Below are 15,555 nucleotides of genomic sequence, written 5' to 3'. Positions count from 1 at the left end.
CGCCCAGTGCCCCGTCGGTCCGTGGTGCTCGCCGCGCTATCCGCCCTGCCCCTGGCTGCAACCGCCGCCGCAACGCTGGGCGCGCCGATCGTGCGGGCCCAGCAGCCGGCCAAGCCCCAGAGCCTGACGGTGGTTTCCTATGCGGTCACCAAAACCGCCTACGACCAGATCTTCAAGCTCTTCGCGGCCGACTGGAAGAAGAGGACCGGCCAGACGGTCACCTTCCAGGGCAGCTACGGCGGCTCAGGTTCCCAGACGCGCGCGGTGATCGACGGGCTGGAGGCGGATGTGGTCAGTCTGGCCATGGCCGCTGATGTCAACAAGATTCAGCAGGCCGGCCTGATTCAGTCCGGTTGGGAGCGGGAGAACCCTTGCAACTCCACGCCGATCAACTCAACCGTGGCGGTGTTTGTGCGGCCTGGTAACCCCAAGAAGATCAGCAGCTGGAAGGATCTCGACAACAAAAACGTGGATGTGGTGTTGGCCAACCCCAAAACCTCCGGTGGCGCCCGCTGGAACTTCCTGGCCCTCTGGGGGGCCATCACCCGCACGGGTGGCAGCGAGGCCCAGGCGCGCAGCTTCATCACGGGCGTCTACAAGAACGCTGATGTGCTGCCCAAAGATGCCCGTGAAGCCACTGATGCCTTCGTCAAGCGTCGCCAGGGCGATGTGCTGTTGAACTGGGAAACCGAGGCGATCCTGGCCAGGCGCAAGGGGGAGTGGACCACGCCCTACAAGCTGTTCAGCCCCAACGTGCTGACCGAGCAACCCGTGACCGTCGTGGACAAGGTGGTGGACCGTCGCGGCACCCGCAAGGTGGCGGAAGCCTTCGTGCGCTTCCTCTATTCGCCAGCCGCACAGAAGGTTTTTGCCGACAACGGCTTTCGCCCCACCACCCCGGAGGGCAAGGCCTACGCGAAGGGCAAATTCCAGAACGTGAGCTTCTTCAAGGTGGGCGATTTCGGCGGCTGGCCCGGCGTGGATCGCAAGTTCTTCGGCAAGGGCGGCATCTGGGATCAGATCTTCGCCAAGAGCCGCTGAGCCAGCTGGCGCAGTGCCCCGATCAAGCCCCGGCTCGTCGCCGGGGCTTTTGCTTGATCACCAGTCAGTCGTTAAGTCGACCGGGTAACCGTGGTATCATTATTTAACAGTTGTCGATCGGCTTAGGTGACAATTTTTCGGTCCGTCCTCCCCCGTCCTCTGGTTGCCCCCTTGCTGCTTGCGCTTGGAGGCTCGTTGTTGCTGGTGGCCTGCGAATCGTCCAAGGCCCCATCTGCCACTGGCGAGGCCAGCAAGCAGCAGGAATTGCTCGTCGTCAGCTACGCCGTCACCAAAGGCGCCTACGACCGGATCCTGCCCCGGTTCGCGGCCGACTGGAAAGCCAAAACGGGCCAGGACCTCAAGATCCGCACCAGCTATGGCGGATCGGGCACGCAGACGCGGGCGATCATCGACGGGCTGGAGGCCGATGTGGCCACCCTGGCGCTTTCGGCTGATGTGCTGAAGCTGCAGCAGGCCGGTTTGATCCAGCCCGGCTGGGAGCAGGAGCTGCCCAGCGGCAGCATCATCACCAACTCCGCTGTGGCCTTCCTGACCCGGCCTGGCAATCCCAAGGGAATCCGCAGCTGGAACGATCTGGTCAAGCCCGGGGTCACGGTGGTGACGGCCAATCCCAAGACTTCCGGTGGCGCCCGCTGGAACTTCCTCGGCCTCTGGGGATCGATCAGCCAGACCGGCGGCAGCCAGCAGGCGGCGGAGGCTTATGTGACGAGCGTCTACCGGAACGTCGAGAACCTCCCCAAGGACGCCCGTGAGGCCTCGGATGTGTTCCTCAAGCGCGACCAGGGTGACGTGCTGCTGAACTACGAGAACGAAGCGATCCTGGCCACCCGCACCGGTGATCTCAAGGCGCCGTTTGTGGTGCCGGAGCTCAACATCCGCATCGAGGGGCCCGTCGCCGTGGTCGACCAGGTGGTGGATCGCAAGGGCACCCGTAAGGCCGCTGAGGCCCTGGCGGCCTATCTGTTTTCCGAGGAGGCCCAGCAGGTCTTCGCCGAGGAGGGCTTCCGGCCCACCAATCCCACGGTGTGGGCGCAGGTGAAAAGCCGCTTTGCGCCGGTGAAGCAGTTCTTCTCCGTGAAAGATTTCGGTGGCTGGGAGGCCGTGAACAAGACCTTCTTCGACAACGGCGGCCTCTGGGATCGCCTCTTTGCCAAGTCGCGCTGAAGCCGATGTGTGAACTGCTGGCCCTCAACGCCAACACCCCCACCGACATGGCCTTCTCCTTCCGCGGCCTCAGTCGCCGCGGTGGTGCGAGTGGGGAGCATGCCGATGGCTGGGGGTTGGCCAGCTTCACCCCTGATGGCTCGGGGCTCAACCTGATCCGGGAGGACGCCCCGGCCGCCTTCTCGCTGTTGGCGGATCAGCTGGCGGACCGCTCTCCCCGGGCGCTGGTGTCGATCGCCCACATCCGCAAGGCCACCCAGGGGCAGGTGGCGCTGGAGAACTGCCATCCCTTTGCGCGCAGCTGGCAGGGACAGACCTGGGTGTTTGCCCACAACGGCAATCTCGCCGGAGCCATTCCCCATGGCGATCCCTACCGGCCTTTCGGCGACACCGACAGCGAAGCGGCCTTCTGCTGGATCCTCGATCAGCTCGATGCAGCCGGCGTGGACGCCACGGACCCGGAAGCGCTGGCCGCTCTGCTGCACCGCTGCGCCACAGACTTGGCCCAGCGCGGCACGTTCAACGCCCTGATCAGCAACGGCCAGTGGCTGTTCGCCACCGCCACCACTGGCCTGCACTGGCTCACGCGCCGGGCCCCCTTTCGCACCGCCACCCTGGTGGATCCGCCGGTCCAGGTGGATTTCTCCAGGGTCACCACCGCCAAGGATGTGGTGACGATCCTCAGCACCGAGCCACTCACCACCGATGAGCATTGGCAGGCCATCGCCCCCGGATGCTCGATGCTGTGGAGCAACGGTGAGCTGCTCTGCCAAACCAATCCATGACGCCAACGGTTTCGTCTGCCACGCCCCGCGCCGTGAGCCTCGCTGAGGCCTCCCGCTTCTGGTTTCAGTTGGGCTGGGTGAGCTTCGGGGGGCCGGCCGGGCAGATCGCCCTGCTGCATCGCGAGCTGGTGGATCGGCGCCGCTGGCTCTCGGAACGGCGCTACCTGCACGCCCTCAACTACTGCATGCTGCTGCCGGGGCCCGAGGCCATGCAGCTGGCCACCTATCTGGGCTGGCTGATGCACGGCGTGCCCGGCGGGCTGATCGCCGGTGGACTGTTCGTGATCCCCTCGGTATTCGTGCTCACGGCCCTGGCCAGCGTCTACGCGCTCTGGGGGCAGCTGCCGCTGCTGGCCTCGGTGTTCGCCGTGCTCAAACCGGCGGTGCTGGCCATCGTGCTGATGGCCGCCTGGCGCATCGGCCGCCGCACCTTGCACACGCCGCTGCTGGTGGGCCTGGCTATTGCCGGTTTCCTGGCCCTGGCCCTGCTGGATCTGCCCTATCCGCTCGTGGTGATTGCGGCGGGCGTGATCGGCCTGCTGGTCGCCCGCTGGCGACCGGCCCTGTTGCGCCGTGGTGATGCCCATGGATCCGCGGCGGCCAACCCAGATGGGGATCGGCCGGATGCGCTCCACGACGACCACACCGACACTCCCGAGCACGCCCGCTTCTGCCGCCGCCGCCTGGCCCTCACCCTGTTGATCTGGGCCCTGGCCCTGCTGCTGCCCCTCGCCGCCCTGGCGATCGCCGGCGGTTGGGGCGGCACCCTGGCGTTGATGGCCCGCTTCTTCACGCGGGTGGCGCTGCTCAGCTTTGGCGGGGCCTATGCCGTGCTGCCCTACGTGGCCCAGGGCGCGGTGGAGCACTTTGGCTGGCTCTCGGCTCCGCAGATGCTCGACGGCCTGGCCCTGGGGGAGACCACCCCGGGGCCGTTGATCATGGTGGTGGCGTTCGTGGGCTTCATGGGCGGCTGGAACCAGTCGCTCGCCGCTGGCTTGAGCCCCTGGCCCCTGGCCCTTGCGGCGGTGGCCGTCACGGTGTGGTTCACCTTCCTGCCGTCTTTCGGCTTCATCCTGGCCGGGGCACCCCTGGTGGAGGCGAGCCGCGGGGATCTGCGTTTCGGCGCGCCACTGAGCGCCATCACGGCGGTGGTGGTTGGGGTGATCGCCAGCCTGGCGCTGTTCTTCGCCGGCCCGGTGCTCTGGCCCGCCGGCGCCTTCAATCCCTGGGCGGCACTGGTGGTGGCGGCCGCGTTGTTTGCCCAGCTGCGGCTGCGCTGGAGCGTGCTCCAGGTGATCGGTGCGGCGGCGGGCCTCGGTGCCCTGCTGGCAGGGGTGGCGGCGCTTTCCAGTTGAGCGCCCGCAGAGAAGCAAAGCCCGGAGCGTTGGTCCACGTGTCATCCCCCCTGCAGATCCGCCCCTACGAGCCGGCCGACTGGCCCGCGGTGTGGGCGTTGCTGGAGCCGGTGTTCCGCGCCGGTGAAACCTTTCCCCACGACCCAGGGATCAGCGAGTCAGAAGCCCTGGCGGCGTGGGTGGAGCAGAGCCAGGCGGTGATGGTGGCCGTGGAAGGGGCGGGGGCCGTGGTGGGCACCTACTACCTCAGACCCAACTCCCTGGCCCTGGGGGCCCATGTGGCCAATGCCGGCACGGTGGTGGCGGAGCACTGCCGCGGCCAGGGCATCGGCAGCCGTCTCTGCCAGCACTCGCTGCAGGAGGCCCGGCGGCTGGGGTTTCGGGCGATGCAGTTCAACTTGGTGGTGAGCACCAACACCGCCGGCATCCGCTGCTGGCTGCGTAATGGCTTTGCGGTGGTGGGCACCCTGCCGGGGGCGTTTCGCCACAGCCAGTTGGGCTATGTGGATGCCTTGGTGATGGTGCAGGGGCTGGTGGATGGGGCAACCCCATAACGGTGGTGCCGATCCACGATCGCCACCGTGCTGGCGCCGATGCGCGAGCCCCGCACTAGCCCCTGCGTGCAACTCAGCTTGTGCTGCCACCCACCTGCCGCTCGGCGTAGCTGGCTGCCCACACGGCCGCAGCCATGCCCTCGGGCACAAGTTGTTGGAAGGGTGCACTGGCCAGGATTTCGCGCACCGCTTCCCCCAGCAGTTCGGTGGAGCGGCTCTGGGGCAGGCGATGGCTGAGCTGCTGGTGCATGCGCAGCAGGTACCAGGCTGAGCCCTCCAGCCCGGCATTGAATTTGTTCCACATCGCCGGATCGCGGCGGGCATCCAGCACCATGTCGCGGGCGTTGTGGGCCTTGTCGGCCGCTGTTACCAGCAGGGAGGTCTCGGGCTTGTGCGCCAGGGCTTCGAGGTAACGGGTCTTGCGCAGCAGCCAGGGCTCCTTCTCGCCTGCCGGGGTCTCTTCGCTGGTGTCGGTGCAGTCGCGCACGATGTCGGCCACCACCACGCCAAAGCGTTCGGCAATGGAGCTGTGGCTCTGGCCGGCGTCTTCGATGGCGTCGTGCAGCAGGCCGGCAATCGCCTGATCCTCCGTGCCGCCGTCTTCCCACACCAGGCCACTGACCGCGATCAGGTGGGAGATGTAGGGCACGGCCTTGCCCTTTCGCCGCTGGTCGCGATGCAGTGCATCGGCCCAGGCCAGCGCGTCGCCATAGCGGGGGGTGATGGGCATCGGTTCCCAGCTGGGGCTTCAACGTAATCAGCGCTGGTCAAACGCGCGCTCCAGCCGCTCGCGCTGCACCTCGGTGTTGATCCGCTCCACCTGCGCCAGTGCCTGGGCCCGCACCTGAGGATCCAGCACAGGGCCAATGGGATGCGGGCTGACGGCCGGTGCCTGGGGGGCTGGGGGGCGTGGTTGCCCCTTAGCGCCAGCCCTGGAGAGCACTGCAGCCAGCACCAGCAGGGCCAGCAGCGGCAGCACCAGGGGCCAGAGCGCCACGCCCAGCGCCACGCCGATTCCCAGCAGCAGCAGACGGGACAGGGTCTACAGAGCAGATCTAGACAGCTTGCTCAGCATGGCCTGGGCAGCAGCAACTCGCCAACATGTTGACAGCTGCACTGCAACCGTATACGTTTGCGGGATGGCTGACCTCCCCGCTGCTGCTCCTGTTCCTTCTCCGGTCTACGGGCTGGAGGAGCTGCTGGCCCTTGCCGGCGAGCGCCTTGGTGAGGAGGTCACACCGCGCACCGTGCGTCTGTATGCCACCGAGGGGCTGATTGATCGCCCGGGCAAGGACGGCCGCCGCGCGGTCTACGGGCAGCGTCAGCTGCTGCAGCTGCTGCTGGTGCGCACCCTGGCCAGGCGCGGCCTGAGCCTCACGGCCATTGCTCCGCTGCTGGCCGCCGGCAACAGCGAGCTGGAGCGCCAGCTCGCCCAGCTGGAGGAGCCGCCGGCCACCAATGCCGCCCTCGACTACCTCCAGGAGCTGCAAAGCGCGCCACCCCTCCAAAGCCCTCCGGATCTGGATCTGCTGGAGGTGCTGGGTGCTCCGATCTGCCAGTCGGCCCCGTTCGAGGAGCCCAGCCGGCGCCTGTCGCCGCGCAGCGGTGGCCGCAGCTCCAGCCGCTGGCATCGCCTCGCCCTGGCCCCCGGCGTGGAGCTGCATCTGAGCGACAGCGCCTCTCTGCCACCACCTGGCAGTCGCCGTGAGGCCTGGCTGCAGCGCCTGCTCGATCGCCTCCGCGACCACCTCGACGACCTCTCCTGAATCCCTACCCCCTAGACACCATGCAACCCACGATCACCATCCGTCCGCTGCGGCCCGCTGTTGCGGGCGATGCGCCCACCACGCTCGATCTGCTGATCAGCATCGAGCCACCCCAGCCGCCGGCTGAGCTGCAAACGCCGCAGCGGCCGCCGCTGAACCTGGCGCTGGTGATCGATCGCTCCGGCTCCATGGCCGGCGAGAAGATCAGCCATGCCCGCAAGGCAGCGCGCAGCCTGGCCGCTGAACTCACCAGCCGCGACCGGCTCGCCATCGTCACCTTCGATGACGAGGTGCGGGTTGTTGTTCCCTCTAGGCGGGTTGACTCCGCGTTGCCATTCCTGCAGGCGATCAACACGATCGAGGCCGGCGGCACCACTGCCCTGTTTGATGGCTGGCTGGCCGGCGCCCTGCAGGTGGCGGAACACCTCGATGGTGCGGCTCTCAACCGGGTGCTGCTGCTCTCCGATGGCCAGGCCAACGAAGGCCTATCGGACGCATCCGCCATTGCCGAGAAGGTGGCCGGCCTCAACCAGCGCGGCATCAGCACCAGCGCCTTTGGCCTGGGTGCTGGCTTCGATGAAGACCTGATGGGCGCCATCGCCGCCGCTGGTGATGGCACCCTGGCCCAGATCGAAAGCCCCGACCAACTGGCCGACCTCTACGCCAGCGAGCTGCAGGGCCTGGCGACTACGAGTGGACGCCGGGTCAGCATCGGTATCCGCCCCCAGCACGGCGCCGAGTTGGTTGACGTGATCAACGACCTCACCGTCACCAGCGCCGGCAATCTGCAGCTGCCCAACCTGCGTCAGGGCCAGACCCTGCAGGTGGGCCTGCGCCTGCAGCTCCCCGCCTGGACGCCCAACCAACCGATCACCGGCATCCGCCTGGCGTGGGACAGCCCGGGCGTCGAGCGGCGCCAGGAGCTGCGCCGGCAGTTGATCTTGCCGGTGCTGAGCGCTGCTGAACTTCGGGAGCTGGACGTGGATCTGGAGGCAGCCGAACAGCTGGCCCTGCTGCAGGCCAGCCGCGACCGCCGCAGCGTCATTGCGGCCCTCGATCGTGGTGACGAGGGCGCCGCCTTCGCCAGCCTGGAGTCGATCGATCTTGAACTGGCGGCCATGCCCCAGAGCAGCAGCATCAGCCACGAGCGCCAGCGCCTGGCCGAACAACGCCAGTTGCTCGCCAGCGACCGCAACCTCAGCCGCAAACGGCTGCGCCACGACGTGCTGCGCAGCAGCCTGAATGTGTGGGATGGCACCAACAACACCCAAGAGGACTGAATCGATGAAGGAACTGACCAACCGTCAACTGCAGCTCGCGCGCATTCCCGATCCCGATGGCGATCTGCGGAAATGGGAAATGTTCGCCCACACCATGAATGGCTACGACGTGGCGGGGAGCTTTGAACACTGCGCGGCCCTCTACAACGACAACAGCGCCACCACCCTCACCGAACTGCGCTGCGCCCTGTTCTTCGCGGCCCGCGTGGAACGGCACAGCGCCGGTGGCCCGAGCGACGAATCAGAAGGCGCCCGCGTGCTGCTGCGCCGCATCCGCGCCAAGGTGGCTGCAGGGGAGCTGGAGTGAACCGATGCCAGACGACCACGCGCGGATCTCGATGGAGGAGCAGCGCCGCATTCACACCCGCGCGCTGAGCGAATCGGGTCCGCCAGTAGTGGGTGAAACCAAAGCGCAGGAGGCCTACCGGCTGCAGTGTGAGGCCAACATCGCCCGCGACCGGGCCACCGCTGAGCGCCTTGGCCTCACCCTTGTTTACGAGTATCCCTTCGACTGACAGCGCCCCTGAGCGGGGCTGAGCACAGCGGTGAGCTCCATCAGGCCTTGTGCTCAGAACTAAGACGAACTGGGGGCATCGGCGGGGTCAAGCGGTTGGAGCTGGTGCAGGCTTTCTGGCGTGCAGGCGAGGGCCTCATGGATCGCTTCACTGAGGGGGTAGTCGTAGAGGCCGGGAGGTAGCTCCTGCGGGGCCATGGTACGGGTGCGAAGCAGGGCGCTGATTCAGGTGTAGCAGTCACAAAGCCTGATACGAACGCCCGGAGCTCGCTCTGCTGCGCTGGCCTGGGCTGGGAACTCTGTATTGGATAAGCCAGAGATGCGCCATGTCTGCAGAGGCCAAGCCCCCAGGGCTGATCCAGCGCTATCGCGAACTGCTTCAAACCCGCCACTACGCCCGCCGCACGGTGAAGACCTACGAACAGTGGCTGCGGAGATTTCTCCGCTTTCATCGCATGCGCCACCCACGGGAGATGGGCAGCGCCGAGGTGAATGCGTTTCTCAGTCACCTGGCTGTAGACGAGCAAGTGAGCGCCTCCACGCAAAACCAGGCCCTGGCAGCGTTGCTGTTCCTCTACCGGGATCTGCTGGAGCGGGAGCTTGAGACCGATGGGGTGGTGCGGGCCCGCACGCGGCAGCGGCTGCCGGTAGTGCTCAGCGAGGCAGAGGTGCTCGCTGTGCGGCAGCGGCTGGAGGGCGAGCCAGCGCTGGTGGTGGGGCTCCTCTATGGCAGTGGCCTGCGCCTGTAGCCAACGGCTTCCGCGAAGCGGTTGGAGGCCCTGCGGCTACGGGTCAAGGATCTGGATTTCACGCGGCGGGAACTTACCGTGCGCGATGGAAAGGGAGGCAAAGACCGACTGACCCTGCTGCCCCAGAGCCTGGCGCCGGCACTGCAGGAGCATCTGCTGAGAGTGCGAAATCTGCACCAGAGCGATCTGGCTGCTGGGTGGGGGAGTGTGGCGATGCCCTACGCACTGGCCCGCAAATACCCAAGCGCCAGCCAGGAATGGGGCTGGCAATGGGTGTTTCCGCAGCTGAATCGCTGGCGCGACAGGGAAACTGGCGCCCAAGGCCGTCATCATCTGGATCCAAGCGTGGTGCAGAAGGCTGTGAAGCGTGCCGTGATGGAAGCAGGGCTGAGCAAGGCCGCCAGTTGCCACACCTTCCGTCACTCCTTTGCGACTCACCTGCTGGAACGGGGGCAGGACATCCGCACAATCCAGGAGCTCCTAGGCCATAAGGATGTGAGCACCACCATGATCTATACCCATGTGCTCAACCGTGGCCCCCTCGGCGTGCGGAGCCCTGCAGACCTTTTGTAGCAAATTGAACAGGTGGTTCACGGACCCGTGAACCTGAGCTAGGGATAGGCAGACAAAGCCTCGAATCCTTGCCAGCACTGGATTCGCCCTGCCAACCGGATAGCACCCCGGCACGGTTCATGGAAAGTCCGGGGGCAATAGCCCTGGTTCACGGAACCTTCCAATAAAGAGTTAGACGCATCAAGGGCTTTCTTGCTGCGACCGGCATACTTTGGTTACCCTAAACAGGCAGGCATTATCTAGGAGTGCGCTCATGGCAGGCTACCAAGCAAATCTGGAGGCCCTTAAGTCTCATTTGGATCAAGGAGAAGACGTTCTTGTTTCTTGCTACGGTGCATATGATACAAAATCATTAGGCAGTAAGACTGTTAAGAACGGAGTCTTGGTAGCCACCTCGAAGCGAGTCATTCAGTTCGGCAAGCGACTCTCTGGATTCAACCTGGAAACATTCCCACTGGAAAAGATAACTGCAATTGAGGTATCAAAGGGTTTTATGGGCAAGAGGATTGTTATCAAGATGTCTGGTAACGAATCTGAGATGAAGTGGATAAGTCAGGGTGATCCAGATCGCCTCGTCGCGTTAGTGCGCGAAAAGATGTCTTCCACATCCGCGCCTCTTCAGATCGAGGCTCCAGCGACCACTTCCCAAGGGGGCAGCGATATTCTAGATCAAATCAAAAAGCTCTCAGAACTGCGCGACAGCGGAATCTTGTCAGAAGCGGAGTTCACTGCCAAGAAGCAGGAACTTCTTTCGCGGATGTAACTTATCCTCTTTATGGCATGAGGCCTATAACACGGCCATGCACCTTACCCGCCACCCCAGAATCCCTGCACCTACTAGTGTGCTTCAGCTCCAGCCCTCTGCGGGCAGGTGATGGCCAGCGTTAGCAGCACAGTGACTGAGAGGAAGCATCACCGCAAGTGAACCAGAGCATGAACAACATCAAGTCCAAGCAACGCGTCGCCGACCACGGGGAGGTCTTCACCCCGAAGTGGTTGGTCGAGGCGATGCTTGACCTTGTAAAGGGCGAGACGGAGCGCATTGACGCCCGCTTCCTGGAGCCGGCGTGCGGGAGCGGGAACTTCCTTGTCCGCATCCTGCAGCGGAAGCTCGCTGCCGTCGAGCTCAAGTTCGGGAAGTCCGCCTTTGAGAGGCGGCACTACGCACTCCTTGCTGTGATGTGCACCTACGGCATTGAGCTCTTGGAGGACAACATCGCCGAGTGCCGCGCGAACATGCTGGACATCCTCGCCGACTACCTCAAGGTCGGAGAGTCGGAGGATCTCTATCAGGCTGCTTCCTACGTGCTGTCGCAAAACCTTGTCCACGGCGATGCGCTGAAGATGCGCACCTACGATGGCAGGGCAATCACCTTTGCCGAGTGGGGCTACCTGGGTAAGGGCAAGTTCCAACGGCGTGACTTCCGGCTAGAGACCCTGGCGCTTTCTTCGTCATTCAGCGCCGAAGACTCACTCTTTGCGCAACTCGGCAAGCACGAGATATTCACACCGGCTAAGATCTATCCGCCGATGACCGTGGGTGAACTGGCTGACCTTGCACCGGAGGCCACCGTATGATTGAACAAGCAAACTTCTCCCTGCGCGGACGCAACCCGGATGTGCTGACGTGCATCGCGAACCTCTCCAACGATGAGGTGTTCACGCCGCCGGAGTTAGCCAACCGCATGCTCGACACGCTGGCCGAGGCGTGGGCGGCAAACCACAAAGGTGCAAATATCTGGGCCGACAAAACGGCGAGGTTCCTTGACCCCTGCACGAAATCCGGCGTGTTCCTGCGCGAAATCACCAGCCGCCTTACTCAGGGACTAGAAACGGAGATTCCGAATCTGGAGAAGCGCGTGAACCACATCCTCACCCAGCAGGTGTTTGGCATTGGCATCACGCAAATCACCAGCTTGCTCGCGCGGCGCAGCGTCTATTGCTCCAAGCATGCACAAGGCGAACACTCGATTGCCAACGGCTTTGCCAGCGACGATGGGAACATCTGGTTCCAGCGCCTCAGACACACTTGGGAGAGCGACAAGTGCAAGTTTTGCGGCGCGGTCAAATCCGTTTACGATCGGGCGGCAGGCCTAGAAACTCACGCCTACGCGTTCATTCACACCACCAACATCAAGACTCGGCTTGCCGAGATCTTCGGAGGCAATATGCAATTCGATGTCATCATTGGAAATCCACCGTATCAACTTGGCGATGGCGGTGGAGGTGGCGGGGCATCAGCCACGCCAATTTACAATAAGTTTGTAGAAGCGGCACTTTCACTTGAGCCGCGTTATGTCTCGATGATTACCCCGTCGCGGTGGTTCTCAGGCGGCAAAGGATTGGATGATTTTAGAGATCGAATGCTTCGAGATGGCCGATTCGTTAAGCTCGTCGATTTTCCACAGCTTTACGATGTGTTCCCAGGGGTAAAAATTCGTGGAGGTGTTTCCTACTGGCTTTGGGGGAGAGATCACGAAGGTGGCTGTGAAGTCGTGACAATGATTGGAAATGATGTCATCGGCGAACCCGCAGTGCGAAGTCTCAATGCTTACGATGTTCTGATTCGGCGCAACGAAGCGGTGCGTATACTCGACAAAGTGACTGGATTCAGAATTCAAAACGAGAGTGAACCAAGCGTTGCCGATCGAGTATCAGCTAGGAAGCCGTTCGGGTTAACAAACCAACGCGGTAAGCCGACGAAACAAGGTCTTAAAGAGCCTGTTCTGGTTTATGGTAATCAGCAGACATCGTTCATGGAACGCTCCGCAATCACCAGTAACATTGATTGGATTGATCAGTGGAAAGTTCTTTTGGTCAAAGCTCATGGCACTAGCGGAAGAGATGACGTAACGATTCTCGGTGAACCAGTTGTCGCAGCTCCGGGTTCCGCTTGCACTGAAACATATCTCGTGATTGGCGTTTGTAATTCCGAGGTCGAAGCGAAAAATCTCGCTGCGTATATGCGAACACGATTCGTTCGATTCCTCGTCTCATTGCGAAAGATCACCCAGAACATTACCCGTGACTCTTACCGTTTCGTCCCGCAACTGCCGATGAATCGGGTGTGGACCGATAAGGATTTGTTTGAGCGGTATGGAATCACACTGAGGCAAATTACGTTCATTGAGTCTCTGATTGCTGAACGGCTCAGCGACGAGGCAGGTGGTCATGGGGAGAACGGCGATGAGTAAAACCATCGAAGAAATCCTGGCGCCAAAGCCAGAGGCGCGTCCGCGTATCTACGCTTATGCGATTGACGACAAGGCGCACGCGGGCTTGCTCAAGATCGGCCAGACAACGCGCGAAGTGAAGCAGCGCGTCGCCGAACAGCTCAAGACAGCCAACATCAAGAACTACACCATCGTGCTGGATGAGTCCGCCGAGCGCGACGACGGAACAACATTCACTGACCACGAGGTGCGCGCAGCACTTATCAAGAAGGGCTTCGATAGCGCGGAACTGGAGTGGGTGCGCTGCTCAGTCAACGATGTGAAGACCGTACTGACCGAGCTGCGCACCGGCCAACGGTTCAAAGGCACGCATCACGAGACGTTCGCCATGCGTCGGGAGCAGGTCGAGGCTGTGGAGAAGACGCACGACTACTTCCATTCGATATGGAAGGAAGATATACACGCCGTCCCGCGCTTCTTATGGAACGCAAAGATGCGCTTCGGCAAGACGTTTACCACCTATCAGCTCGCCAAGAAGCTCGGAGGAAAACGTGTCCTCGTTGTGACCTTTAAGCCCGCCGTCGAGGATGCGTGGCAAACTGACCTCGAAAATCACATTGACTTCGACGGTTGGCAATACCTGTCCCGAAACTCCGATGGCGATCCCAGAAAGATCAGCACTTGGGACCCGGTGGTGTATTTCGGATCCTTTCAGGACTTGCTCGGCCGCGATGCGGCGGGGAACATCAAGCCCAAGAATGAATGGCTCCACAAGGTGAAGTGGGACCTCGTGGTCTTCGACGAGTACCACTTTGGAGCATGGCGAGAGACTGCCAAGGAGCTATTCGAGGGAGAGGAAACTGTCGTTTCCAAAAAGGAGGCCAAGCTGGAGTACGCAGTCGGGCTGGAAGCGGTGAACGAAGACCTTTCCGTCCTCTCGGAGAAGGAAACAGAGTTCCTCCCTATCACAACCAAGGCCTACCTCTACCTGTCCGGCACCCCTTTCAGGGCGCTTGCCACGGGCGAATTCATCGAAGAGCAGATATTCAACTGGACGTACACCGATGAGCAACGCGCCAAGGAGGAGTTCGCCCTCAAGAGCCCCGGACAGTGGAACCCCTACGGTGCGCTACCACAGATGCGCCTGCTGACCTACCAGATGCCAGATGAACTGTTGGCGGTCGCAAGTACTGGGGAGTTCGACGAGTTTGACCTCAATGCGTTCTTCGATGCGACGGGCATGGGTGTCGAGGCGCGTTTCAAGCACAAAAACGATGTCCAGAGATGGCTGGATATCGTCCGCGGGGGGTACGCGCCCAAGGCGGTCGAGCACCTAAAGACGGGCACACGTCCACCGTTTCCGTATTCGGATGTTCGCTTGCTGCCTTACCTCCAGCATTCGTTTTGGTTTCTTCCCAACGTGGCCGCCTGCCACGCGATGGCGAATCTGCTAGCTGAGCGGCAGAACATATTCTGGTGCGACTACAAGGTGGTCATCGCCGCTGGTGCTTCTGCGGGCATAGGTTTGGAGGCCCTGCCCCCCGTGCGAAGAGCCATCGGGAGCGGGTTCGAAACAAAGACCATCACCCTCACCTGCGGGAAGCTAACAACAGGTGTCACCGTGCCGCAGTGGACGTCCATTCTGATGCTGCGCAATCTCAAGTCACCTGAGACCTACTTCCAATCCGCCTTCCGCGTCCAGTCGCCGTGGTCCATCAAGAATCCCAACGGCGACAACCCGAACGAAGAGGAGATTCTTAAACCCGTCTGTTTCGTGTTCGACTTCGCACCCACTCGCGCACTGCGCCAGCTCTCCGAATACGGCATTGGCCTGTCGCCGAATGAGCCGAATCCCGAGAACGCGGTGAAGGAGCTGATTTCGTTCCTGCCGGTGCTGGCCTATGACGGAGCGAACATGACGCAGATAGACGCGGGCGGCATTCTTGACATCGCTATGGCGGGCACGTCTGCAACTCTGCTGGCCCGCAAGTGGGAAAGTGCGCTTCTGGTAAACGTAGACAATGACACCTTGCGCCGCATCTTGAACAACCCAGAGGCGATGGAGGCCGTCGAGCGCATCGAGGGCTGGCGCACACTTGGTGACAACATCATTGAGACCATCATCAACAAGAGCGAGAAGGTCAAAGAACTCAAGAATAAGGCCAAGGACAAGGAGTTGACCGATAAACAAAAGAAGCAGCTCACTGAAGAGGAAAAGGAATACAAGTCCAAGCGCAAGCTCGTGCAGGAGAAGCTAATCAAGTTTGCGACGCGGATTCCCGCTTTCATGTATCTAACCGACTTCCGTGAAAACACGCTACAAGACGTGATCACCAAGCTCGAGCCAGACCTGTTCCTCGCAGTTACTGGCCTGACAGTCAAAGACTTCCATCTACTCGTTCGTCTCAGAGTGTTCAATACTGAACAGATGAACCAAGCAGTATTCGCGTTCCGAAGGTACGAAGACGCGTCGCTCCGCTACACCGGAATAGACAGCCACTTGGGTCTCACGCACTACGGTTTGTACGACACAGTGATCGCAAGGGAGCAAGAGCCGCCCTGTGAGATTGCGGGCTAACA

At 62.5% G+C, this 15,555-nt stretch carries 16 protein-coding genes and 1 pseudogene; 14 read left to right on the top strand and 3 right to left on the bottom strand.

Annotation, left to right across the window (positions count from 1 at the left end; all coding sequences use genetic code 11):
- Positions 1–24: 24 nt before the first annotated feature.
- From H6G16_RS00190 to H6G16_RS00170, 5 genes are all read left to right on the top strand, one after another.
- Positions 25–1,041 carry a sulfate ABC transporter substrate-binding protein gene (locus tag H6G16_RS00190; protein WP_347238734.1) on the top strand — a complete coding sequence of 339 codons (1,017 nt, stop codon included), beginning with the start codon at positions 25–27 and terminating at the stop codon, positions 1,039–1,041.
- Between the two features lie 171 nt (positions 1,042–1,212).
- Positions 1,213–2,226, top strand: coding sequence for a sulfate ABC transporter substrate-binding protein (locus tag H6G16_RS00185; RefSeq protein ID WP_242036058.1), 1,014 nt, complete (start codon positions 1,213–1,215; stop codon positions 2,224–2,226).
- A gap of 5 nt (positions 2,227–2,231) precedes the next feature.
- Positions 2,232–3,011, top strand: a complete 780-nt coding sequence (locus H6G16_RS00180) for a class II glutamine amidotransferase (protein WP_190388316.1) — start codon at positions 2,232–2,234, stop codon at positions 3,009–3,011.
- Entirely contained in the window at positions 3,008–4,366 is a 1,359-nt protein-coding gene (chrA, locus tag H6G16_RS00175) for a chromate efflux transporter (protein WP_190388315.1), read from the top strand. The genes H6G16_RS00180 and chrA overlap by 4 nt, the downstream gene beginning before the upstream one ends.
- A gap of 38 nt (positions 4,367–4,404) precedes the next feature.
- A complete protein-coding gene (locus H6G16_RS00170) occupies positions 4,405–4,920 on the top strand; it encodes a GNAT family N-acetyltransferase (protein ID WP_190388314.1) in 516 nt (171 codons plus the stop codon).
- Positions 4,921–4,993: 73 nt separating this feature from the next.
- On the opposite strand, the gene H6G16_RS00165 is transcribed toward H6G16_RS00170, so the two are convergent.
- Both H6G16_RS00165 and H6G16_RS00160 read right to left on the bottom strand, forming a co-directional pair.
- Positions 4,994–5,650, bottom strand: a complete 657-nt coding sequence (locus H6G16_RS00165; protein ID WP_190388313.1) for an HD domain-containing protein — start codon at positions 5,648–5,650, stop codon at positions 4,994–4,996.
- A 27-nt stretch (positions 5,651–5,677) separates the two neighbouring features.
- Positions 5,678–5,929 carry a hypothetical protein gene (locus H6G16_RS00160; RefSeq protein ID WP_190388312.1) on the bottom strand — a complete coding sequence of 84 codons (252 nt, stop codon included), beginning with the start codon at positions 5,927–5,929 and terminating at the stop codon, positions 5,678–5,680.
- 130 nt (positions 5,930–6,059) lie between these two features.
- Between H6G16_RS00160 and H6G16_RS00155 the strand changes: the two genes are divergently transcribed.
- Genes H6G16_RS00155 through H6G16_RS00140 form a run of 4 tightly spaced genes read left to right on the top strand, consistent with a single transcriptional unit; the run spans position 6,060 to position 8,481 of the window.
- Positions 6,060–6,686 (top strand): MerR family transcriptional regulator, encoded by a 627-nt coding sequence (locus tag H6G16_RS00155; protein ID WP_190388311.1) that lies wholly within the window; start codon positions 6,060–6,062, stop codon positions 6,684–6,686.
- A gap of 20 nt (positions 6,687–6,706) precedes the next feature.
- A complete protein-coding gene (locus H6G16_RS00150; RefSeq protein WP_190388310.1) occupies positions 6,707–7,966 on the top strand; it encodes a VWA domain-containing protein in 1,260 nt (419 codons plus the stop codon).
- A gap of 4 nt (positions 7,967–7,970) precedes the next feature.
- Positions 7,971–8,273, top strand: a complete 303-nt coding sequence (locus tag H6G16_RS00145; protein WP_242036057.1) for a hypothetical protein — start codon at positions 7,971–7,973, stop codon at positions 8,271–8,273.
- A gap of 4 nt (positions 8,274–8,277) precedes the next feature.
- Positions 8,278–8,481, top strand: coding sequence for a hypothetical protein (locus H6G16_RS00140; RefSeq protein ID WP_190388308.1), 204 nt, complete (start codon positions 8,278–8,280; stop codon positions 8,479–8,481).
- Positions 8,482–8,540: 59 nt separating this feature from the next.
- On the opposite strand, the gene H6G16_RS00135 is transcribed toward H6G16_RS00140, so the two are convergent.
- A complete protein-coding gene (locus H6G16_RS00135) occupies positions 8,541–8,678 on the bottom strand; it encodes a hypothetical protein (RefSeq protein WP_190388307.1) in 138 nt (45 codons plus the stop codon).
- 128 nt (positions 8,679–8,806) lie between these two features.
- Here H6G16_RS00135 and H6G16_RS13170 point away from each other — a divergent pair.
- From H6G16_RS13170 to H6G16_RS00110, 5 genes and pseudogenes are all read left to right on the top strand, one after another.
- A pseudogene (locus H6G16_RS13170) lies at positions 8,807–9,802 on the top strand (integron integrase).
- Positions 9,803–10,055: 253 nt separating this feature from the next.
- Positions 10,056–10,565, top strand: a complete 510-nt coding sequence (locus tag H6G16_RS00125) for a PH domain-containing protein (RefSeq protein WP_190388306.1) — start codon at positions 10,056–10,058, stop codon at positions 10,563–10,565.
- Between the two features lie 170 nt (positions 10,566–10,735).
- Positions 10,736–11,380 (top strand): DNA methyltransferase, encoded by a 645-nt coding sequence (locus H6G16_RS00120; RefSeq protein WP_190388305.1) that lies wholly within the window; start codon positions 10,736–10,738, stop codon positions 11,378–11,380.
- Positions 11,377–12,996, top strand: coding sequence for an Eco57I restriction-modification methylase domain-containing protein (locus H6G16_RS00115; RefSeq protein WP_190388304.1), 1,620 nt, complete (start codon positions 11,377–11,379; stop codon positions 12,994–12,996). The genes H6G16_RS00120 and H6G16_RS00115 overlap by 4 nt, the downstream gene beginning before the upstream one ends.
- Positions 12,941–15,553, top strand: coding sequence for a restriction endonuclease (locus H6G16_RS00110; RefSeq protein ID WP_242036054.1), 2,613 nt, complete (start codon positions 12,941–12,943; stop codon positions 15,551–15,553). Before H6G16_RS00115 ends, H6G16_RS00110 begins: the two co-directional genes overlap by 56 nt.
- The last annotated feature ends 2 nt before the right edge of the window (positions 15,554–15,555 follow it).

This window comes from Cyanobium sp. FACHB-13342 (assembly GCF_014697415.1).
In the GTDB taxonomy this organism is placed as follows: domain Bacteria; phylum Cyanobacteriota; class Cyanobacteriia; order PCC-6307; family Cyanobiaceae; genus Cyanobium_A.
The sequence above is the reverse complement of the archived record's forward strand: the minus strand, read 5'-3'. Positions and strand labels throughout refer to the sequence as shown.